This window comes from Pseudomonas sp. F(2018), from assembly GCF_005508865.1.
GTDB lineage: Bacteria > Pseudomonadota > Gammaproteobacteria > Pseudomonadales > Pseudomonadaceae > Aquipseudomonas.
In genome coordinates this window covers 243107-262949 of record NZ_SCOM01000001.1, presented here as the reverse complement: position 1 = coordinate 262949, position 19843 = coordinate 243107, and the positions used below count along the sequence as shown (strand labels likewise).

The 19843-nt window shown below is 69.1% G+C and carries 16 protein-coding genes; 7 read left to right on the top strand and 9 right to left on the bottom strand.

All coding sequences use genetic code 11. The features are described 5' to 3' along the window. The first annotated feature begins 40 nt into the window (after nt 1-40). On the top strand, nt 41-1144 hold the full coding sequence (gene zapE / locus FFS62_RS01180) for a cell division protein ZapE (RefSeq protein WP_137972202.1): 1104 nt from the start codon (nt 41-43) through the stop codon (nt 1142-1144). On the opposite strand, the gene FFS62_RS01175 is transcribed toward zapE, so the two are convergent. Next, on the bottom strand, nt 1138-2193 hold the full coding sequence (locus tag FFS62_RS01175; RefSeq protein ID WP_137970988.1) for an ABC transporter substrate-binding protein: 1056 nt from the start codon (nt 2191-2193) through the stop codon (nt 1138-1140). The genes zapE and FFS62_RS01175 overlap by 7 nt on opposite strands. A 303-nt stretch (nt 2194-2496) precedes the next feature. Here FFS62_RS01175 and FFS62_RS01170 point away from each other — a divergent pair, with 303 nt between their 5' ends. From FFS62_RS01170 to FFS62_RS01155, 4 genes are read left to right on the top strand one after another with little or no spacing between them, the layout of a single operon-like run. Then, the gene (locus tag FFS62_RS01170; RefSeq protein WP_137970987.1) at nt 2497-4080 is read left to right on the top strand and encodes an ABC transporter permease; all 1584 of its coding nucleotides are present in this window, start codon (nt 2497-2499) and stop codon (nt 4078-4080) included. Then, nucleotides 4077-4925 (top strand): ABC transporter ATP-binding protein, encoded by an 849-nt coding sequence (locus FFS62_RS01165; protein ID WP_137970986.1) that lies wholly within the window; start codon nt 4077-4079, stop codon nt 4923-4925. The genes FFS62_RS01170 and FFS62_RS01165 overlap by 4 nt, the downstream gene beginning before the upstream one ends. A 58-nt stretch (nt 4926-4983) precedes the next feature. After that, nucleotides 4984-6657 (top strand): arylsulfatase, encoded by a 1674-nt coding sequence (locus tag FFS62_RS01160; RefSeq protein ID WP_137970985.1) that lies wholly within the window; start codon nt 4984-4986, stop codon nt 6655-6657. A 30-nt stretch (nt 6658-6687) separates the two neighbouring features. After that, entirely contained in the window at nt 6688-8310 is a 1623-nt protein-coding gene (locus FFS62_RS01155) for an arylsulfatase (protein WP_137970984.1), read from the top strand. A 79-nt stretch (nt 8311-8389) separates the two neighbouring features. On the opposite strand, the gene FFS62_RS01150 is transcribed toward FFS62_RS01155, so the two are convergent. From FFS62_RS01150 to FFS62_RS01125, 6 genes are all read right to left on the bottom strand, one after another. Next, on the bottom strand, nt 8390-8617 hold the full coding sequence (locus FFS62_RS01150; RefSeq protein WP_137970983.1) for a hypothetical protein: 228 nt from the start codon (nt 8615-8617) through the stop codon (nt 8390-8392). 162 nt (nt 8618-8779) lie between these two features. Then, nucleotides 8780-11140 (bottom strand): DNA polymerase II, encoded by a 2361-nt coding sequence (locus tag FFS62_RS01145; RefSeq protein WP_137970982.1) that lies wholly within the window; start codon nt 11138-11140, stop codon nt 8780-8782. 64 nt (nt 11141-11204) lie between these two features. Then, nucleotides 11205-13106, bottom strand: coding sequence for a potassium transporter Kup (locus FFS62_RS01140; protein WP_171016245.1), 1902 nt, complete (start codon nt 13104-13106; stop codon nt 11205-11207). Between the two features lie 167 nt (nt 13107-13273). Continuing rightward, nucleotides 13274-13828, bottom strand: a complete 555-nt coding sequence (locus tag FFS62_RS01135) for a methylated-DNA--[protein]-cysteine S-methyltransferase (RefSeq protein ID WP_305955879.1) — start codon at nt 13826-13828, stop codon at nt 13274-13276. Between the two features lie 79 nt (nt 13829-13907). Beyond that, entirely contained in the window at nt 13908-14675 is a 768-nt protein-coding gene (locus tag FFS62_RS01130; protein WP_137970981.1) for an ABC transporter substrate-binding protein, read from the bottom strand. Nucleotides 14676-14726: 51 nt separating this feature from the next. Further along, nucleotides 14727-15560 (bottom strand): AraC family transcriptional regulator, encoded by an 834-nt coding sequence (locus FFS62_RS01125; protein ID WP_137970980.1) that lies wholly within the window; start codon nt 15558-15560, stop codon nt 14727-14729. A gap of 126 nt (nt 15561-15686) precedes the next feature. Between FFS62_RS01125 and FFS62_RS01120 the strand changes: the two genes are divergently transcribed. After that, nucleotides 15687-17444, top strand: a complete 1758-nt coding sequence (locus FFS62_RS01120) for a S8/S53 family peptidase (protein WP_137970979.1) — start codon at nt 15687-15689, stop codon at nt 17442-17444. Between the two features lie 105 nt (nt 17445-17549). Here FFS62_RS01120 and FFS62_RS01115 read toward each other — a convergent pair whose 3' ends face one another. Both FFS62_RS01115 and FFS62_RS01110 read right to left on the bottom strand, forming a co-directional pair. Further along, complete coding sequence (locus FFS62_RS01115) at nt 17550-17732, bottom strand: hypothetical protein (RefSeq protein WP_137970978.1); 183 nt, start codon at nt 17730-17732, stop codon at nt 17550-17552. A gap of 103 nt (nt 17733-17835) precedes the next feature. Further along, a complete protein-coding gene (locus FFS62_RS01110) occupies nt 17836-18252 on the bottom strand; it encodes a group II truncated hemoglobin (protein ID WP_137970977.1) in 417 nt (138 codons plus the stop codon). A 190-nt stretch (nt 18253-18442) separates the two neighbouring features. On the opposite strand from FFS62_RS01110, the gene FFS62_RS01105 reads away from it, so the two are divergent. Then, a complete protein-coding gene (locus FFS62_RS01105; protein WP_137970976.1) occupies nt 18443-19819 on the top strand; it encodes an L-serine ammonia-lyase in 1377 nt (458 codons plus the stop codon). Nucleotides 19820-19843 lie beyond the last annotated feature (24 nt).

Here is a 19843-nt window from a genome sequence, read left to right as displayed (position 1 = left end):
AGCGGTGGGCAACCCGGCCGCCGGCCGCTACAGTGCGGCCATGCCCACGCCGCCACCCTCGCCACTCGCCGCCTACCGCCAGGCCCTGGCCAGCGGCGACCTGCATCCCGATGCCGCCCAGCTGCGCGCCGTCGAGCAACTCGAAGCCTGTCATGCTGCTCTCGCGGCAGGGCGTAGCTGTCGTGGCGTGTATCTCTGGGGGCCGGTCGGGCGCGGCAAGACCTGGCTGCTCGACCGCTTCCACGAGAGCCTGACCGTGCCGTCCCGGCGCCAGCATTTCCACCACTTCATGCGCTGGGTGCACCAGCGCCAGTTCCAGCTCAGCGGCACCGCCAACCCGCTGCGCGCGCTGGCCCGCGAGCTGGCCGGCGAGGTGCGCGTGCTGTGCTTCGACGAGCTGTTCATCAGCGACATCGGCGACGCCATGCTGGTCGGCGGCCTGCTGCGCGCCCTGCTCGACGAGGGCCTGGTGCTGGTCGCCACCTCCAACCAGCCGCCGGACCAGCTGTACGCCGACGGCTTCAACCGCGAACGCCTGCTGCCGGCCATCGCCGCGCTGCAGGCGCATCTGGATGTGCTGGAAGTGGACGGCGGACGCGATCATCGCCTGCATCCGGGGCAGACCACCCAGCGCTACTGGGTCAACGCGCCGACCGCGCTGGCCGAAGCGTTCGCCCGTCTGGCCGACGCCGGCCCGGTGACGCATGCGCCGCTGCAGATCGGTTCGCGCCAGCTGCCGGTGATCGCCCAGGCACCCGGTGCGGTGTGGCTGGAGTTCGCCACCCTGTGCATGGGCGCCTGGTCCGCCGAGGACTTCATCGCGTTGTGCGACCGCTTCCCGGCGCTGCTGCTGGGCGGCGTGCCGTGCCTGTCCGGCGAGCAACGCGCGGCGCGCATCGCCCGCGGCACCGAGGACGCCGCCGAGCGGGTGGTCGCCGGCGACCGCGAGCTGCCCAGCCTGGCCCCGCACGACGATGCGGTGCGGCGCTTCATCGCCCTGGTCGACGAATGCTATGACCGCCGCCGCCCGCTGCTCATCGAGGCGGCGGTACCGCCGGAGGCGCTGTACACCCGCGGCTACCTGGAATTCCCGTTCCGCCGCACTCTCAGCCGCCTGCGCGAGATGCAGCAGGCGCGTTACTGAGCCACCGCCACCGATTCCTTCTGCCCGGCCAGGGCCGCATCGAGGAACTTCGGCTCGGCCCAGTCCTTGACCACGAAGCCCTTGCGTACCAGGCGCTGCTCGGCGGCCAGGTCGACGCTCTGCTGCAGGCGGGCGAGGAAGCCGGCGTCCAGCTGCGGGTCGAAGATCCTGCTGAAGCTGCTGTTGTGCAGATCGTTCTGCAGGATCAGCGTCGGGTAGTTGGCCAGGCCCGAGACCAGGTCGATATAGGCCTGCTTGTTCTGCTCGTCGCGCAGCCAGCTCACCGCCTGCTGCTGCGCCTTGATCAGGCGCGCGGTGACCTGCGGATGCTGGTCGACGAAGCGGCCGTCGGCCACCAGTACGCCCTGGATGCTGCCGACGCCGCCGAGGTCGTCGGTGGACAGCGGCAGCTCGGCCACGCCGCGCGCCTTCAGGGCGATCAGGTTGGACAGGCTCCAGGTGGCGTCGATCTGCTTGGCCGCCAGCGCCGCGGTGGCCGCGTTGAAGTCCAGGTTGATCACCTGCAGGTCGCGCTCGGACAGGCCCTTGCTGGCCAGGGCGGCATCGAACGACAGCTGCGAGGCGGTGCCACGGAAGATCGCCACGCGCTTGCCCTTGAGGTCTTCCAGGCTCTTGATGCCGGAGCCCGGCACCACGCCCAGGTAGTGCTTGATGTCACGCGCGGTGGCGCTGAGCAGGCGGGTGTCCAGGCCGTTGGCCTTGCCGATGATGGCGGCCAGGTCGCCGAGGTAGGCGAAGTCCACCTGGTCGTTGGCCAGGGCCTCGTTGATCACCGGGCCGGCGCCCTTGAAGAAGCTCCAGCGGATCTTGATACCGTCGGCGGCGAACTCCTTCTCGAGGATCTGCCGGCTGCGCAATACGTCGACCACGCCACCGCCACTGTGCTGGGGACCGGCGCTGACATCGGGCACGGCGATGCGGATTTCCTCCAGCTTGTCCGCCGCCTGCGCGGGCGGCAGGTAGGCCAGCAGGCCGATCAGCGCCGGGGTGGCGAACAGCGCGGCGAAGCCGTTGAAAAGACTCTTCATGGTGATGCTCCTGGTCTGGGCAGAGCACTCGATCCGTGCTCCCTGGCGAAACTAAGGCACGCACCACTTATGCAGAATAAATATTAAAAAATTATCTATTAGTAACTTAAAGCTCTAAATCAGCACGCACGCGGCCTCGCTGGCAGATGCCGCGCAGGCATAAAAAATATTCGGCAAAGGCATTGGCCGAGCCCTGCCGGGGTTCTTTAAATGACCGCTCTTATCTCTCAATCGAATTGATATGAGCTTTTATATGCCTTTACTAACCAGCGCTTATATCGCCGTCCGCCGGAGCGCAGCAGCATGAGCCACGGCGCCGTGCGCGACCTGCCGCGCCCGTTGTGGTTGGTGCCACGCCTGCAGGGCGAGCGCCTGCTGCCCTGGTTGCTGCCCGTCAGCCTGTTGCTGCTCTGGCAGGTGGCGAGCCACTGGGGCTGGATGGGCGAGCAGGTACTGCCGGCGCCCGACCTGGTCTGGCAGACCCTGCTGGAACTGGGCCAGGGCGAACTCTGGCAGCACCTGGCGATCAGCCTGCAGCGCCTGGCCTGGGGCCTGCTCGGCGGGGTGGCCGCCGGCGTCGCCCTGGGCGCCCTGCTCGGCAGCAGCGCCCGCGCCGAGCGCCTGGTGTTCCCCACTTTCGCAGCGCTGGCGCAGATCCCGACCCTGGCCTGGATTCCGCTGTTCATGCTGCTGTTCGGCATCGGCGAGGCACTCAAGCTGGTGGTGCTGATCAAGGCCATCATCGTGCCCATCACCATCCACACCCTGGTCGGCGTGCGCGATGCCCAGCCGCGCCTGCGCGAGGCCGCCGAGGTGCTGCGCCTGCCGCTGCACCTGCGCCTGTGGCGGCTGACCATCCCCGCCGCCCTGCCCTCGTTCATGGCCGGCCTGCGCCTGGCCCTGGCCACCGGCTGGGCGTCGCTGCTGGCGGTGGAACTGCTGGCCTCCAGCGAGGGCCTCGGCTACCTGATGGTGTGGGGCCGTCAGCTGTTCATGCTCGACATCGTGTTCGTCTGCATCCTGGTCATCGGCCTGTTCGGCGTGGTGCTGGACCGCGCCATCCAGTGGCTCGACCGGCGCCTGCTGCACTGGCCGCACCCACCCACCGCCGAGTTCCGCCGCGCGGCGGCCGGGCGTGGCTGGCAGCGTCTGCAACCCTGGTACCTGCCGCTGGCGCTGCTCGGCCTGTGGCAGCTGACCTGCAGCGCCGGCTGGGTCGACGCCAATATCCTCGCCAGCCCGGCGCAGGTGGCCCAGGCCACCTGGCTGGGCCTGGTCGACCGCAGCCTGGTCGACGGCCTGCTGCTCAGCCTGCGCCGCGCCCTCGGCGGCCTGCTGCTGGGTGGCGGCCTGGGCCTGGCCCTGGGCGTGCTGCTCGGCCTGTGGCGCCCGGCGGAGCGGGTGCTCGGCCCGTCGCTGGCGGCGCTGCGCCAGGTGGCGATCTTCGCCTGGGTGCCGCTGCTCACCGCCTGGTTCGGTCTGGGCGAGGCGGCCAAGCTGGTGTTCGTCGGCATGGCCACCTTCTTCCCCCTGCTGATCGCCAGCCAGCGCGGCATCGCCGCCCTCTCGCCACAGCTGGACGAGGCCGCCCGCGCCCTGCGCCTGAATCGCCGCCAGCGCCTGCTGCGTCTGGTGCTGCCGGGCGCCGCCCCGGCCATCTTCGCCGGTCTGCGCCTGGCGCTGATCTTCGCCTGGCTCGGCACCATCGGCGCCGAATACTTCATGCCCTCGGACGGCGGCCTGGCCAGCCTGATGATCGGCGCCCAGCAACTGTTCCGCATGGACCAGGTGATGGCCGGGATGCTGCTGATCGGCATCACCGGCGCCCTGCTCAACACCCTCGGACAACTGATCGAAGCGCGCGCGACGCGCTGGAGAAGCGCATGAACAGCCTGACCCTGCCCGACTCGCGGACCTTCCAGGGCCTGCCGCCGAGCCCGCCGCTGGTGAGCTTCATCGGCGTCGGCAAACGCTTCGGCGAGCTGCAGGCGGTGAGCGACTTCAACCTGGATATCCGCGAAGGCGAATCCATCGCCATCCTCGGCTCCAGCGGCTGCGGCAAGTCCACCCTGCTGCGCCTGCTGGTCGGCCTGGACCGCGAGTTCGACGGCCGCATCGAGATCGCCGGCCAGCCAGTGAACGGCATCGGCAGCGAGCGCGGCATCGTGTTCCAGGAGCACCGCCTGTTCCCCTGGCTGACGGTGGAGCAGAACATCAACCTGGGCCTGGTCAACGAAGACCTGACCCAGGCCGAGCGCTTCCGCCGGGTCGAGGAGTTCGTCCAGCTGGTCGGCCTCGACGGCTTCCAGCGCGCCTACCCGCACCAGCTCTCCGGCGGCATGGCCCAGCGCGTGGCCATCGCCCGCGGCCTGGTAGCCAGCCCGCGCATCCTGCTGCTCGACGAACCCTTCGGCGCCCTCGACGCCCTGACCCGCCAGCAGATGCAGGAAGAGCTGCTGGCCATCCGCAAGCGCGCCGGCATCACCAGCCTGCTGGTCACCCACGACGTCGAGGAGGCGATCTTCCTCGCCGACCGCGTGGTGGTGCTGGCGCCGCGTCCGGGGCGGATCAAGCGCATCGTCGAGATCGACCGGCCCCACCCGCGCGACCGCGCCGGCTACGACTTCCACCAGCTGCGCGCGGAACTGCTCTACGAGCTGACCGGCGACGGCGACTACCGCGCCCCGCCGCCACGGGTCGAGGACCTGCCGCTGGCCTCGCTGGCCTACTGACGCCTGTCTACCTGCAACCGCCCGCCTCGCCCGCGGGCCGCACCTTCCCGAGATTCGCATGAGCAAACGCCCCAACTTCCTACTGATCGTCGCCGACGATCTGGGTTTCTCCGACCTCGGCGCCTTCGGTGGCGAGATCGACACCCCGCACCTCGACGCCCTGGCCCTGCGCGGCCTGCGCCTGACCGACTTCCAAGCCGCCTCGGCCTGCTCTCCGACCCGCGCCATGCTGCTCACCGGCACCGACCATCACCTGGCCGGCATCGGCGCCATGGCCGAATTCAGCGACCAGAAGATCCGCCGCAACCCCGGCTACGAGGGCCACCTCAACCAGCGCGTGGCGGCCCTGCCCGAGCTGCTGCGCGACGCCGGCTACCACACGCTGATCTCCGGCAAATGGCACCTCGGCCGCACCGCCGAAACCTCCGCCGCCGCCCGCGGCTTCGAGCGCTCGTTCATCCTCGAAGGCGCCGCGCACAACCACTACAACTGGTCGCCGGCCGTGCCGCCGCACAAGATGCCGCGCCTGCTGCACGCGGTGGAAGGCACCTACCGCGACGGCCTGGAGCCGGTCACCGAACTGCCGGCGGACTTCTACTCCTCCGACGCCTTCACCGACCGCCTGCTGCAGTACCTGGGCGAGCGCCCGGCGGATGATCAGCGGCCGTTCTTCGCCTACCTGCCGTTCTCCGCGCCGCACTTCCCGCTGCAGGCCCCTAGTGAGCTGATCGCCAAGTACCACGGCCGCTACGACGCCGGCCCCGATGCCCTGCGCCAGCAGCGCCTGGCCCGCCTGAAGAAGCTCGGCCTGGTGCCGGCGGACGTCGAGGCCCACCCGGTGGTGGCGGACACGCCGAACTGGGACGAGCTGGACGAGGATGGTCGCCGCCAGTCCGCCCGCGCCATGGAGGTGTACGCGGCGATGGTCGAGCGCCTGGACTGGAACGTCGGCCGGGTGATCGAGCACCTGAGCGCCAGCGGCGAGCTGAACGACACGCTGATCCTGTTCCTCTCCGACAACGGTGCCGAGGGCGCCGCGCTGGAGGCCCTGCCCATCGTCGGCAAGCGCGCCCAGCGCTTTATCGCCAGGCACTACGACAACAGTCTGGACAACCTCGGCCGCGCCAACTCCTACCTCTGGTACGGCCCGCGCTGGGCCCAGGCGGCCACCGCGCCGTCGCGCCAGTTCAAGCTGTTCACCAGCCAGGGCGGCATCCGCGTGCCGGCCTTCATCACCTGGCCGGACCTGCAGCTGCAGGGCGCGATCAGCCACGAATTTTCCACCGTGATGGACATAGTGCCGACCCTGCTGCAGCTGGCCGGCACCGAGCACCCGGGCACCACCTACCAGGGCCGCGAAGTGCTGCCGCTGCGCGGTCGTTCGCTGTTGCCCTACTTGCAGGGCCAGGAACCAGCGCCGCACAGCCAGGACGAGACCACCGGCTGGGAGCTGTTCCGCGCCCGCGCCATCCGCCAGGGCGACTGGAAGGCGCTGTACATCCCCAAACCGGACGGCCCGGGGCGCTGGCAGCTGTACCACCTCAAGCGCGACCCCGGCGAGATCCACGACCTGGCCCATGCCGAGCCGGAGCGGCTGAGCAGGCTGGTCGAGCACTGGCAGCGCTACGTCGACGAGACCGGCGTGCTCGACTTCAGCTTCGCCGGGCGCCTGCTGCGCGAGCTGGGTGGCAGCCTGCTGCGCCTGTTCACCCGCCAGCCACGCACCCTCTGACCCTTCCGCCCACCACCTGAGCGAACCACCATGCCCGGATCACCAGCGCGCCCCAACTTCCTGGTCATAGTCGCCGACGACCTCGGCTTCTCCGACCTCGGCGCCTTCGGTGGCGAGATCGCCACGCCCAACCTCGACGCCCTGGCCCTGGAAGGCCTGCGCCTGACCGACTTCCACGTGGCGCCGACCTGCTCGCCGACCCGCTCGATGCTGCTCACCGGCACCGATCACCATATCGCCGGCATCGGCAGCATGGCCGAGGCCATCGCCCCGGAGCAGATCGGCCAGCCCGGCTACGAGGGCTATCTCAACGAGCGCGTGGTGGCCCTGCCCGAGCTGCTGCGCGAGGCCGGCTACCAGACGCTGATGGCCGGCAAGTGGCACCTGGGCCTGACGCCCGAGCTGGCGCCCCATGCGCGCGGCTTCGAGCGCTCCTTCTCGCTGCTGCCCGGCGCCGCCAACCACTACGGCTTCGAGCCGCCCTACGACGAGAGCACGCCGGGCATCCTGAAATCGACGCCGGCGCTGTATATCGAGGACGACCAATTCGTCGAGCAGCTGCCGGAAGGCTTCTACTCTTCCGATGCCTTCGGCGACAGGCTGATCCAGTACCTCAAGGAGCGCGACCAGGCGCGGCCGTTCTTCGCCTACCTGCCCTTCTCCGCGCCGCACTGGCCGCTGCAGGCGCCGGCCGAGGTGGTGGCCAAGTACCGGGGCCACTACGACGCCGGCCCCGAGGCGCTGCGCCAGGAACGCCTGCAACGTCTCAAGCAGCTCGGCCTGGTGGCCGAGGACGTACAGGCCCACCCGGTGCTGGCGCTGACCCAGGAATGGGAGCGGCTCACCCCACAGCAGCGGGCGATCTCGGCGCGCACCATGGAGGTGTACGCGGCGATGGTCGAGCGCATGGACTGGAACATCGGCCGGGTGGTCGACTACCTGCGCCGGCAGGGCCAGCTGGACAACACCTTCGTCATCTTCCTGTCCGACAACGGCGCCGAGGGCGCGCTGCTGGAGGCCTTCCCCAAGTTCGGGCCGAACCTGCAGAGCTTCCTCGACCAGCACTACGACAACAGCCTGGACAACATCGGCAACGCCAACTCCTACGTCTGGTACGGCCCGCGCTGGGCCCAGGCGGCCACCGCGCCGTCCAGGCTGTTCAAGGCCTTCACCACCCAGGGCGGCATCCGCGTGCCGGCGCTGTTGCGCTACCCCGAGCTGCGGCGCCAGCAGGGCCAGATCGACCACAGCTTCGCCACGGTGATGGACATCACCCCGACCATTCTCGACCTGGCCGGCGTGCGCCACCCCGGCAGCCGCTGGCGGGGCCGCGAGGTGGCGCCGCTGCGCGGCAAGTCCTGGCTAGGCTGGCTGTCCGGCGAGACCGGCGCGCCCCATGACGAGCATCACGTCACCGGCTGGGAGCTGTTCGGCATGCGCGCCGTGCGCAAGGGCCCGTGGAAGGCCGTGTACATTCCCGCGCCGCTGGGCCCGGAGAGCTGGCAGCTGTACGACCTGAGCAAGGACCCGGGGGAGATCCACGACCTGGCCAAGCACGAGCCGGCCAAGCTGGCCGCGCTGATCGAGCATTGGCACGAATACGCCGAGGAGACCGGCGTGGTGCTGGGCCGGTCGCCATTCCAGCCGGATTGAGCGTCGCCGCGGGGACGAGGCGGCAACTGCTTGGTCGACCCGCTGACCAGCCACACCGCGTGGCGACGGGCACAGGGGCTCAGGAGGGCCTGGTCTTCCTCAGCCTGTTCCAGAGCCAGCCCACCAGCACGCCCACCAGGTAGCTGAGCAGGATGGGCGCCACCAGCCCGAGCAGGGCCTCGGCGATCAGATTCCAGTTGAGCAACTCTTCCCGGTCGGTCAGGCGCCAGGTCTTGCTCACGTAGAACAGCACCAGGCCCGTCCAGACCATAGAAAACAGCATCCAAAGCCGCTGCCAGCCGTTCATGTCTCTTCAGCTCCGTTCCGATAGCCATGAATCCATACTGCAGGCGGAAAAGTATAGAACCGTCCGCCAGCGGAGAAGCCCCTTGCGCCGCGATGAGGCCGGTTTGCCGACTCGCTCACGCCGCCGCGCCGGCCCGCTGAGCGGCAGCGCGGCCAGCAGGCCTCAGAACAGCCCCAGCTGCGGATTGACCAGACGCGTGAAATCGTCGCCCACGAAGGGCAGGATGGCGTCGGCGATCGGCTGCAGCTGCCGGGTCAGGTAGTGCTCGTAGTCGATGGCGGCGGCCCGGGTCTCCAGCGGTTCGGGCCCGGCCACGGTGATCAGGTAGCTGATCGAGCCGCCGCGCTGGTACTGGCGCGGGCGGCCCAGGCGGTCGTTGTGCTCGTCGGCCAGGCGCGCGGCGCGTACGTGCGGCGGCACGTTGCGCTCGTAGTCGCCGAGCTTGCGGCGCAGGCGCTTGCGGTAAATCAGCAGCTCGTCCAGCTCGCCGGCCAGGGTGCGCCGCACATAGTCACGTATGTACTCCTGGTGCGGCTTGCGCTCGAAGATCAGCCGATACAGCTCCTGCTGGAAGCGCTGGGCCAGCGGCGACCAGTCGGTGCGCACCGTCTCCAGGCCCTTGAACACCATCTCCTCGCTGCCGTCGGCGCGGCGTACCAGGCCGGCGTAGCGCTTCTTGCTGCCCTCCTCGGCCCCGCGCACGGTGGGCATCAGGAAGCGCCGGTAGTGGCTCTCGTACTGCAGCTCCAGGGCGCTCTCCAGGCCCATCTCCTCGCGCAGGTGCGCGCGCCACCACTGGTTGACCCGTGCCACCAGCGCGCGGCCGATGCGCGCGGCATCTTCTTCGGCGTGTTCATGGCCGAGCCAGACGAAGGTGGAGTCGGTGTCGCCGTAGATCACCCGGTAGCCCTCGGCCTCGATCAGCTCGCGGGTGCGCTTCATGATGGCGTGGCCGCGCAGGGTGATGGACGAGGCCAGGCGCGTGTCGAAGAAGCGGCAGCCGCTGGAGCCGAGCACGCCGTAGAAGGCGTTCATGATGATCTTCAGCGCCTGCGACAGCGGCGCGTTGCCCTCGCGCTTGGCCGCCTCGCGGCCCTGCCAGACCCGCTCGACGATGGCCGGCAGGCAGTGCCGGGTGCGCGAGAAGCGCGCGCCACGGAAGCCCTCCACCGAATGCTCGTCGTCCGGCTCGCGCAGGCCCTCGATCAGGCCCACCGGGTCGATCAGAAAGGTGCGGATGATCGACGGGTACAGGCTCTTGTAATCCAGCACCAGCACCGACTCGTAGAGCCCCGGGCGCGAGTCCATGACGAAGCCGCCGGGGCTGGCCTGGGGCATCTTCTCGCCCAGATTCGGCGCGACGAAGCCCATGCGGTGCATGGCCGGCAGGTACAGGTGGGTGAAGGCCGCCACCGAGCCGCCGCTGCGGTCGGCGGGCAGGCCGGTGGTGGCGGCGCGTTCGAGGAGGAAGTCGATCAGCCGGGTGTGGGCGAAGATGCGCGTGACCAGCTCGCAGTCCTTGAGGTTGTAGCGGGCCAAGGCCGGCTGGTCCTCGGCGAACATGCGGTTGATCTCGTCCATGCGCTGGTACGGCGTGTCGATTGCCTTGCCCTCGCCGAGCAGGGTCTGCGCCACGTTCTCCAGGCTGAACGAGGGGAAGCTCCAGGTGGCCGAGCGCAGCGCCTCGATGCCGTCGATGATCAGGCGCCCGGCCGCCGCCGCGAAGTAGTGGTTGTGGCTGGCGTGCTCGCGCCATTCCATCGGCTCGCCGCCGCGGCCGAACAGCAGCGGCACCTGCAGCTCGGCGGCATGGCGCTGCAGCACGCGCAGGTCGAACTGCACCAGGTTCCAGCCGATGATGGCGTCCGGGTCGTGCGCGGCCAGCCAGGCGTTGAGGCAATGCAGCAGCTCGGCGCGGCTGGCGCAGTAGGCCAGGTCGAAATCCACCTCGGGGGCCACTTCCGGCCGCTCGCCGAGCATATACACCTGGCGCTGGCCGCAGCCCTCGATGGCGATGGAGTACAGCTCGCCGCGCTCGCTGGTCTCGATGTCCAGCGAGGCCAGGCGCAGTGTCGGGCGATAGCTGTCGTCCGGCTTCAGGCGCGCGTCGAGCAGCGTGCCGTCCTCGCCCGGCGTGCCGCCGAAGCTGACCGGCGCGGTGATGAAGCGCTCCATCAGGAAGCGTTCGGGCGGGCGGATATCGGCCTCGTACACATCCACGCCGGCCTTGCGCAGCTGCTTGTCCAGCTTGATCAGCTGGCGATGCGAGCGGCAGTACAGGCCGAGCATCGGCCGCTGGCGAAAGTCGCGCAGGCCCAGCGGGCGCAGCTCCACCTCACGCTCGCCGCGCAGCTGCGCCTCGGCGCGCTCGCGCTGCACCTCGGGGATGAACGCCACCGAGGGCTGGGGCGCCAGGCGCACTCGGCGCGGGCCGGCGTCGCTGGCCAGCCAGAATTCGACCTCGGTGCCGGCCGGCGTGTCGCGCCAGTGCCGGGTCAGGACGAAGCCCTGCTGTAGATCCACGCTGCTCTGCCTCGGGAAAATCGTTTCTCGGGGCGATTCTACCGGGCGGGGTGGCCTTGCGGGGTCAGATCTCGACTTGCGTGCCCAGCTCTATCACCCGGTTAACCGGCAGCTGGAAGTAGCTCATGCTGCTGTTGGCGTTCTTCTGCAGGAAGGCGAACAGGCGCTCGCGCCAGGGAGCCATGCCGAAGCGCTTGGTCGGGATCACCGTCTCGCGGCTGAGGAAGTAGGTGGTGCGCATCGGCGAGAAGTCCAGCTCGTCCAGGTGACACAGGCGCAGCGCCGCCGGCACGTCCGGCTCCTCCATGAAGCCGAAGTGCAGGATCACCCGGAAGAAGCCGTCGCCATAGGCCGACACCTCGAAGCGCCGCTCCGGCGCCAGGCGCGGTTCGTCCTCGCTGACCACCGTGAGTAGCACCACCTGCTCGTGCAGCACCTGGTTGTGCAGCAGGTTGTGCAACAGCGCGTGGGGCACGGCGTCCGGCCTCGCGCTGAGGAAGATGGCGGTGCCGTTGACGCGGTGCGGCGGCTGAATGCGGATGCTGCCGAGGAAGGCCGGCAGCGGCAGGGCCGTCTCGTCCAGGCGGGCGAACAGCATCTGCTTGCCGCGCTTCCAGGTGGTCATCAGCAGGAACAGGGCGATACCGGCGACCACCGGGAAGGCGCCGCCCTGGAGCACCTTGGGCACGTTGGCGCTGAAGAACAGACTGTCCACCAGGAGGAAGCCGAGCAGCACCGGGATGGCCAGCCAGCGCGGCGTGCGCCACAGCAGAAGCATCACTGCCGACACCAGCAGGGTGTCGATCAGCATGGTTGTGGTCACCGCCACGCCATAGGCAGCGGCCAGCGCACCGGAGGAGCCGAAGCCGATCACCAGCAGCACCACGGCGACCATCAGCGCCCAGTTGACCACGCCGACATAGATCTGCCCCTGGGCCGCGCTGGAGGTGTGCTGCACCTGCATGCGCGGGATGTAGCCGAGCTGCATGGCCTGCTGGCTGAGGGAGAAGGCGCCGGAGATCACCGCCTGGGAGGCGATGATGGTGGCCAGGGTGGCCAGGCCGATCATCGGCAGCAGTGCCCAGGACGGCGCCAGCAGGTAGAAGGGATTGCGCGCCGCCTCGGGGTTTTCCAGCAGCAGCGCGCCCTGGCCGAAGTAGTTGAGCACCAGGCCCGGCAGCACCAGGGCGAACCAGGCGCGGGCGATGGGCCGGCGGCCGAAGTGGCCCATGTCGGCGTACAGCGCCTCGGCACCGGTCAGTGCCAGCACCACGGCGCCGAGGATGGTCACGCCGACGCCCGGATGGGCGATGAAGAAGTTCAGCGCCCACCAGGGATTGAGCGCCTGCAGCACCTCGGGGCGCTGCACTATGCCGTGGATGCCGAGCACGCCCAGCACCAGGAACCACAGGACCATCACCGGACCGAACAGGATGCCGATGCGCGCTGTGCCGTGCTTCTGGATCAGGAACAGGCCGATCAGCAGGATCACGGTGACCGGCACCACCCAGTGGCTCATGCCCGGCAGCGCCACGTCCAGACCCTCCACCGCGGAGAGCACCGAGATGGCCGGGGTGATCATGCTGTCGCCGTAAAACAGCGCGGTGCCGAACAGGCCGAGCAGCACCAGCACGCCACTCAGCCGTGGATGCGCGGCGGTGGCGCGGCGGGCCAGGGCGGTGAGCGCCATCACCCCGCCCTCGCCGCCGTTGTCGGCGCGCAGCATGAACAGCACGTACTTGAGCGAGACCACCCAGAGCAGCGACCAGAGGATCAGCGAGAGGATGCCCAGCACGCCGTCGTGATCGACGCGCACACCGTAGTGGCCGGCGAAGACTTCCTTGAGGGTGTATAGCGGACTGGTGCCGATGTCGCCGTAGACCACGCCGATGGCGGCCACCAGCAGACCGAAGGATGACGAGCGGCCTGGGGACTGCCCGGCCGCATCCGGGATGTGGGAACTCAACGACGCACCTCAGCGAGAGCCGCGGCATCCGGCGCCGCGAAAATGACCATGGCGCGCGGCCGGTCGAACCGGCCAGCGAACCACTTCAGGGCGTCAATTCTCGCCTGGCGGCCAGGGCCCGGCCGTTAAGAATGCGTAAAGAATCTCCCGGCGCCTACCGGAAACGCCTACAGCAGCGACTGCTGGCGCGCCGGCGTGAGCACTCCCTCCAGCTCCAGCAGCGCCTGCTTGCGGTGCAGGCCGCCGGCATAGCCGGTGAGGTTGCCGTTGGCGCCGATGATGCGGTGGCAGGGCACAATGATGGCGATGGGGTTGACCGCATTGGCGCGGCCCACTGCCCGTGCCGAGGTATTGCGCTCCAGCTTCAGGGCCAGCGCGCCGTAGGTCATGGTGGTGCCGTAGGGCACCTGGCGCAGGTGCTTCCAGGCCTCGTGCAGGAAGGCGTTGCCCAGCGGTGCCAGGGCCAGTTCGAACTCGCGGCGACGGCCGGCGAAGTACTCGTCCAGCTGGCGCGCCACCGGCGCCACCAGCTCGGCCTCGCGCTGCAGCTGGTAGCCACGCCAGATCAGCGGCTCGTGCACCTCGTCGTCGAGGAACTCCAGGCGCTGCAGCGCGCCCTGGGCATCCACCAGGGCGATCATCACGCCGAGCGGGGTGTCGATCAGGTCGCCGCGTACCAGGGTCGGCGTCAGTCCGTTGCTGCGCAGGCTGTCCATCGTCATTGCAGTCTCGCGGGTGGGGCCTGCGACTATCGCGCCACTCGCAGCGGCGGGCAAGTCGTGCCAATCGGCCAGCAGGCGCTCATAGCTCGTACTTGTTCTTCAGCGCCTGCACCGCCTGCTGCTCGCGTAGCAGGAAGGCATCGAAACGACGGATCAGCTGCGGATGGTGGATGCTCGACAGGTGGTAATAGCTGTCGCGCTGCGGCAGCAGGAGCGGCTGCACCACCAGACTTTCCGGCCGGCCCAGGCGCTTGAGGTGGAAGCGCGCCACCTGGCGCGCCATGTTGGCGACGTCGATGTAGCCGGCCAGGGTCATGCGGATCAGCCCCTCGGGGTTGGGCGACTCGTGGATGCTGACCCGGCCGGCGGCGATGTCGTCCTGGAATTTCCACGGGGTGAAGCCACGCACGAAGCCCAGCTTGCGGAAACTCTCGCGCGGCTGGCCCAGGCGCTTGGGCAGCACCAGCATGGCGTCCTGGAACTGCAGCACCGGTTGCGAATAGCGAATGCCGGTCGGCTTCTCCTGCACATCCCAGCGCGGGTTGTCGGGGAACATCAGGTCCAGCTGGCCGGCCAGGTAGGCGTGCGACAGGCGCCGCACCGGCAGCGCCACATAGATCAGGCGCAGGTTCTCGCGGGCGGCGAACAGATCCAGCAGGTCGCGGGCATAGCCGCGGTAGTGATTGTGCGGCGGCACGGCCGAATAGATCGGGTAATAGTCCACCTGCTCCACGCCCACGCGATACTCCGGCGCGGGCGTGGCGGCGCCGACCGACTGCCAGGCCAGGGCGGCGCACAGCAGGGCGGCGAGGTGAACCAGGCGAAAGGATTGGAGCGGGCTGGGCATCAGCAGACATCGTCATCAGCAATGCCTGCAGTGTAGGCCGGAGCGCCCCCTTCAGTCGCGCAGTGGCACCCAGATATCCACGCGCCCCTTGCCGGCCATGGGGTCGAAGTCGGCGCTGTAGCGCTCGAACTCCGGCGCGTCGGCCGCCTGCATGCCGGAGGCCGGCAGCCAGCGCTGGAAGATCGCGGCGAAGGTCTCGTGGATGCTGGAGATATGCCCCGCGTGGCGGAACACCGCGTAGCGCCGCGCCGGCAGACGCTGGTGGACGAAGCCCGGCGGCAGCTCGTCGACACGGCTGACCCGCACCCCGGCGATGTACTCGAAGCTGCCGTCCTCGTCCGGGCTGTGACACAGGCCGAAAGTCTCCCAGCCCTGCTGGCCCGGCACCTTGCCGATATAGGGCACGAAGCGTTGCCAGAGCGAACTGATGCCCTGGGACTTGTCGACGCTGAAACGCTCGCCGAGCCCGGCGATCAGCAGCTCCTCGCCCTGCTCGAAGCGCGGTTCGGCGAGTGGGTAGGTGGTGGTGGGTTGCATGCGCATGGCCTCCCTCAGTTCGATGCCATCCAGATGACCGCTCGCCCGCAAGGCCTCCGGCGTGATGCCGAACTGCTCGCGGAACGCGCGGGTGAATGCCTCGTGGGAGCCATAGCCCGCCTCCAGTGCCAGGCCGAGAATGTCCTGGGCGCCCTCGGCCAACCGTCGCGCCGCCCGGCTCAGGCGCCGCGCCTTGGCGTAGCGCATCACCGGCCAGCCGGTGGCGACCACGAAGGCCCGCGCCATGCCGAAACGCGACAGCCCGCAGGCGTCGGCGATGTCCTGCAGCTCCAGGCGTCCTTCGAGATCGGTCTCGATCAGCCAGAGGGCCTTGCCGATGGGGTCCATGTTCGCTCCTCACGTTGCGCCGGCAGTATCGGCGGCCAGTATGCCCGGCGCTTGATCGTTCTTGCGCGTGCCGGCGACGCGGCATGAACGCGACAGACGCAGCGCGGGTCTAGTGCCAGACAGCCCATGGAGATCGCCACCTTGTTCGCCCGCGCCGCCCTGCTCGCCCTGTTGTCCACCGCCCCGCTGCTGCCTGCCGCAGAGCCGCTGCGCATCACCCAGCTGCAGCGCTGCGGCGACCTGCTGCAACAGGACAGCCAGTATTGCCTGCGCACGCGCGGGCTGAGCGAGGGCCAGCTGCAGGTGCAGCTGGGCGATACGCCCCTGACAGCCGAGCGGATCGAGCGCGATGGCCAGAGCCTGCGCCTGGACCTGCCCAAGGGCCCCAGCGCGCCGCTGTGGCTGCAGCAGGGCGAGCGGCGCAGCAACCCGGTGTGGCTGTCGCGCGGGCGCAGCCAGGTGCTGGCCGCCGGCCCCGATGAAGTAGCGAAGAACATGGACGGCCTGACCACCTACCTGGACCTGGTCAGCCTGCTGATCGAGGAAAAGCACGACGGCCGCCAGGAGGCCGAGCGCCTGGCCAAGCGCTACGGCGCGAAAGTAGTCGGGGCCATTCCGCCGCTGAACGTCTACCAGCTGCGCCTGCCGGCCAGGGACCTGGTGCAGCGCGATGCGCTGATCCTGCGCCTGGGCAGCGAGGCCAGCGTGGATGCGGTGATAGTCGAGGAATCGGCCCCGGAGAAGGGCGAGGAAAGCGAGCGCGATAAAGTGCCTCAGCAGCCGAGCGACGACGAGTGGGCGGCCAACCGCTTCGCCGACGCGGTGAACTACTACCGCCGGCGCATCCCCGCCAAGCAGGCGCCGGTTGCGACCAAGCCGGTGCGCATCGGCGTGATCGAGCGCAACGTCGACTTCGACGCGGCGGATTTCGCCGACCAGCTCGGCGGCTGCCAGCCGGACAAGCGCACCTGCCTCTACGCCCGCGACTCGGATAAGCCGGACAACCACGGCAGCACCGTGGCCGGCATCCTCGCCGCGCACCCCGAGCGTGGCGGCAACAGCGGCTTCCTGCGCGCCCTGGACGCCGCCGGGCCGGGCTTCGAGGTCATAGTCGAGCGCAACTCCGACGCCGGCATCACCGCCAACGTAGCCGCCTCGGTCAACCTGGTGGAGGACGGCGTGCGGGTGCTCAACTGGAGCTGGGGCATCCACCGGGTCGGGGCGAAGAACGTCGAGGGCGACGAGGTCGATTCGCTGATCCGCTCGGGCCTGGCCATGAGCGGCTACGAGGAACTGCTTGAGGAGTTCTTCCTGTGGCTGCGCCGCGAGCATCCGGACGTGGTGGTGATCAACTCGGCCGGCAACGGCGCGGCCTTCTCCGGCACCGACGAGTATCGCCTGCCCTCCTCCTTCATCACCGACCAGCTGCTGGTGGTCGGCGGCCACCAGCGCAGCCAGAAGCAGGACGTGGCGGTGGACGACCCCGACTACGTGATCAAGCGCAGCTCATCGAACATCGACATGCGCGTCGACATCACCGCCTCGGCCTGCACCCGCGCCTCGACCCTGGGCGACGGCGAGCGTGGCGAGGTGCATTGCGGCACCTCCTACGCCACGCCAATGGTGGCCGGCGTGGTGGCGGCCATGCTGTCGATCAACCCCGAGCTGCAGCCGGACCAGCTGCGCATGCTGCTGCGCCGCAGCGCCATGACCATCGGCGGCGACTACGACTTCGAACCGATGGACGCCGAGGACCTGACCGCACCGATCCTGCCGTCCGAGCGCAATTACCAGCTAGACGACAAGGACGTTGGCCGCTCCGCGCGCCTGGACATGCAGAAGGCCCTGGACCTGGCGGTGCAGAGCCGCGAACGGGTGCGCTGAGCAGACAAAAAAGAGCCCGCCGGAGCGGGGCGGGCAAGGGGAATAAACGGGCAGCCGGGGCTGCCTAAAGCGCCTTGTCGGCGCTGGAGCATTCGTTGTCAGGGATCAGTGCAGGCGCAGTTGGCGCTCGACATAGAGCTTGGCGTCACGGGCCAGGTCGGGCGACACATACGGGCCGAGATGCTGTTCGCCGTCGACCATCACGTACCAGCAAGCCAAGTGGCCACTGCTGCGTAGCGGCGCCGGGACGGCGCTGCCGATCATGGACATGATGTCGATGCGGGGCATCTGCTGATCTCCTCTAAATGTGTGACCACTCTAGGCGGGCGCACGTTCGGGCGGAAATCGCTGCTCTCAATAGTGGCTATGCCCCGGGCCGATGCTCGCAGCGCTATACGGCGTGGCGCGCGGCGCTGGCCTGGACGATGCGCCGGGCCGGCACGCGCAGCTGGGTCAGCAGGTAATCGGCGAACGCGGGGGCGTAGCCCTGCCGTTCGATGGCGCGAGCCATACAGCTCAGCCAGGCCTCGGCCTGCGCCTCGCCAATCGGCCACGGGGAATGGAAGCTGGGAATGGCGATGGGCCCGTACTTCTCGCCGAACAGCTTGGGCCCGCCCAGCCAGCCACTGAGGAAACAGGCCAGCTTGTCGCGCGCCGACTCCAGGCTTGCCGGGTGCATGGCGCGCACCTCGGCGGCTTCTGGCAGCTCGTCCATGCAGCGGTAGAAGTCGTCGACCAGGCGGCGCAGGCCATCGATGCCGCCTGCGGCTTGGTATGAGGCGTCGCCGACGCCGTACTCTTCGCTCATATCCGTACCTCCGGAAAAGGCCGGCATTCTAACGCCGCTCTCCGAGCAGTAAATTGCTCATCATCCGCCGCATGCGCAACCGGACAAGCAACGGGTGGTGGGCGGAGAAAGGTAACTGCCGGTCGCATCCATGACCGTCTTTGTCGGCATCCGGGTGTAAGCTGTGACCAATCAGTCACCGGAGCCCTTCATGTCCCTCAGCGTTTTCGACCTGTTCAAGATCGGTATCGGCCCTTCCAGCTCCCACACCGTCGGGCCGATGCGCGCCGCGGCGCGCTTCGTCGAGGGTCTGCGGCGCGAAGGGCTGTTCGACGCCACGCACAGCCTGAAGGTCGAGCTGTACGGATCCCTCGGCGCCACCGGCAAGGGCCATGGCAGCGACAAGGCCGTGCTGTTGGGCCTGGAAGGCGATCAGCCGGACAGCGTCGATACCTCGACCATCGACAGCCGCCTCACCGCCATGCGCGCCAGCGGCGAGCTGAAGCTGGGCGGCGACAAGCCGATCCGCTTCGTCGAGAAGGAACATCTGGCGATGATCCGCAAGCCGCTCGACTTCCACCCCAACGGCATGATCTTCCGCGCGTTCGACGACGCTGGCCTGCAGGTCCGCTCCCGCGAGTACTACTCGGTGGGCGGCGGCTTCGTGGTGGACGAGGAAGCCGCCGGCGCCGACCGCATCGTCGAGGACCAGACCCCGCTGGCCTACCCGTTCAAGACCGCCAAGGAACTGCTGGCCCAGTGCAACGCGCACGGCCTGTCGATCAGCCAGCTGATGCTGGCCAACGAGGCCGCCTGGCGTCCGGAGGCCGAGACCCGCGCAGGGCTGCTGAAGATCTGGCAGGTGATGCAGGACTGCGTCACCGCCGGCTGCCGCAACGAGGGCATCATGCCCGGCGGCCTCAAGGTGCGTCGCCGCGCCGCCGCCCTACACCGCCAGCTCAGCGAGAACCCCGAAGCCAGCCTGCGCGACCCGCTGACGGTGATGGACTGGGTCAACCTCTACGCCCTGGCGGTGAACGAGGAGAACGCCACCGGCGGCCGCGTGGTCACCGCCCCCACCAACGGCGCGGCCGGCATAGTGCCGGCGGTGCTGCACTACTACCGGCGCTTCGTGCCCGGCGCCAATGACGACGGCGTGGTGCGCTTCCTGCTCACCGCCGCGGCCATCGGCATCCTGTACAAGGAGAACGCCTCGATCTCCGGCGCCGAGGTCGGCTGCCAGGGCGAGGTCGGCGTGGCCTGTTCGATGGTCGCCGGCGCTCTCTGTGAAGTGCTCGGCGGCACCATCCAGCAGGTGGAGAACGCCGCCGAGATCGGCATGGAGCACAACCTCGGTCTGACCTGCGACCCGGTCGGCGGCCTGGTCCAGGTGCCCTGCATCGAGCGCAACGCCATGGGTTCGGTGAAGGCGATCAATGCCGCGCGCATGGCCCTGCGCGGCGACGGCCAGCACTTCATCTCGCTGGATCGGGTGATCCGCACCATGCGCGAGACCGGGGCGGACATGAAGAGCAAGTACAAGGAAACCGCCAGGGGCGGCCTGGCGGTAAACATCATCGAGTGCTGAGGCGCTGCCCGTAACGCCTGCGCC

Excerpts from the sequence above, each read along its gene's own strand:
- FFS62_RS01130 (WP_137970981.1), bottom strand. The coding sequence starts at position 14,675 with ATGCCCAGCCCGCTCCAATCCTTTCGCCTGGTTCACCTCGCCGCCCTG.
- FFS62_RS01160 (WP_137970985.1), top strand. The coding sequence starts at position 4,984 with ATGAGCAAACGCCCCAACTTCCTACTGATCGTCGCCGACGATCTGGGT.
- zapE (WP_137972202.1), top strand. The coding sequence starts at position 41 with ATGCCCACGCCGCCACCCTCGCCACTCGCCGCCTACCGCCAGGCCCTG.
- FFS62_RS01125 (WP_137970980.1), bottom strand. The coding sequence starts at position 15,560 with ATGGACCCCATCGGCAAGGCCCTCTGGCTGATCGAGACCGATCTCGAA.
- FFS62_RS01175 (WP_137970988.1), bottom strand. The coding sequence starts at position 2,193 with ATGAAGAGTCTTTTCAACGGCTTCGCCGCGCTGTTCGCCACCCCGGCG.
- FFS62_RS01110 (WP_137970977.1), bottom strand. The coding sequence starts at position 18,252 with ATGAGCGAAGAGTACGGCGTCGGCGACGCCTCATACCAAGCCGCAGGC.
- FFS62_RS01165 (WP_137970986.1), top strand. The coding sequence starts at position 4,077 with ATGAACAGCCTGACCCTGCCCGACTCGCGGACCTTCCAGGGCCTGCCG.
- FFS62_RS01170 (WP_137970987.1), top strand. The coding sequence starts at position 2,497 with ATGAGCCACGGCGCCGTGCGCGACCTGCCGCGCCCGTTGTGGTTGGTG.
- FFS62_RS01120 (WP_137970979.1), top strand. The coding sequence starts at position 15,687 with ATGGAGATCGCCACCTTGTTCGCCCGCGCCGCCCTGCTCGCCCTGTTG.
- FFS62_RS01135 (WP_305955879.1), bottom strand. The coding sequence starts at position 13,828 with ATGACGATGGACAGCCTGCGCAGCAACGGACTGACGCCGACCCTGGTA.
- FFS62_RS01150 (WP_137970983.1), bottom strand. The coding sequence starts at position 8,617 with ATGAACGGCTGGCAGCGGCTTTGGATGCTGTTTTCTATGGTCTGGACG.
- FFS62_RS01105 (WP_137970976.1), top strand. The coding sequence starts at position 18,443 with ATGTCCCTCAGCGTTTTCGACCTGTTCAAGATCGGTATCGGCCCTTCC.
- FFS62_RS01115 (WP_137970978.1), bottom strand. The coding sequence starts at position 17,732 with ATGCCCCGCATCGACATCATGTCCATGATCGGCAGCGCCGTCCCGGCG.
- FFS62_RS01155 (WP_137970984.1), top strand. The coding sequence starts at position 6,688 with ATGCCCGGATCACCAGCGCGCCCCAACTTCCTGGTCATAGTCGCCGAC.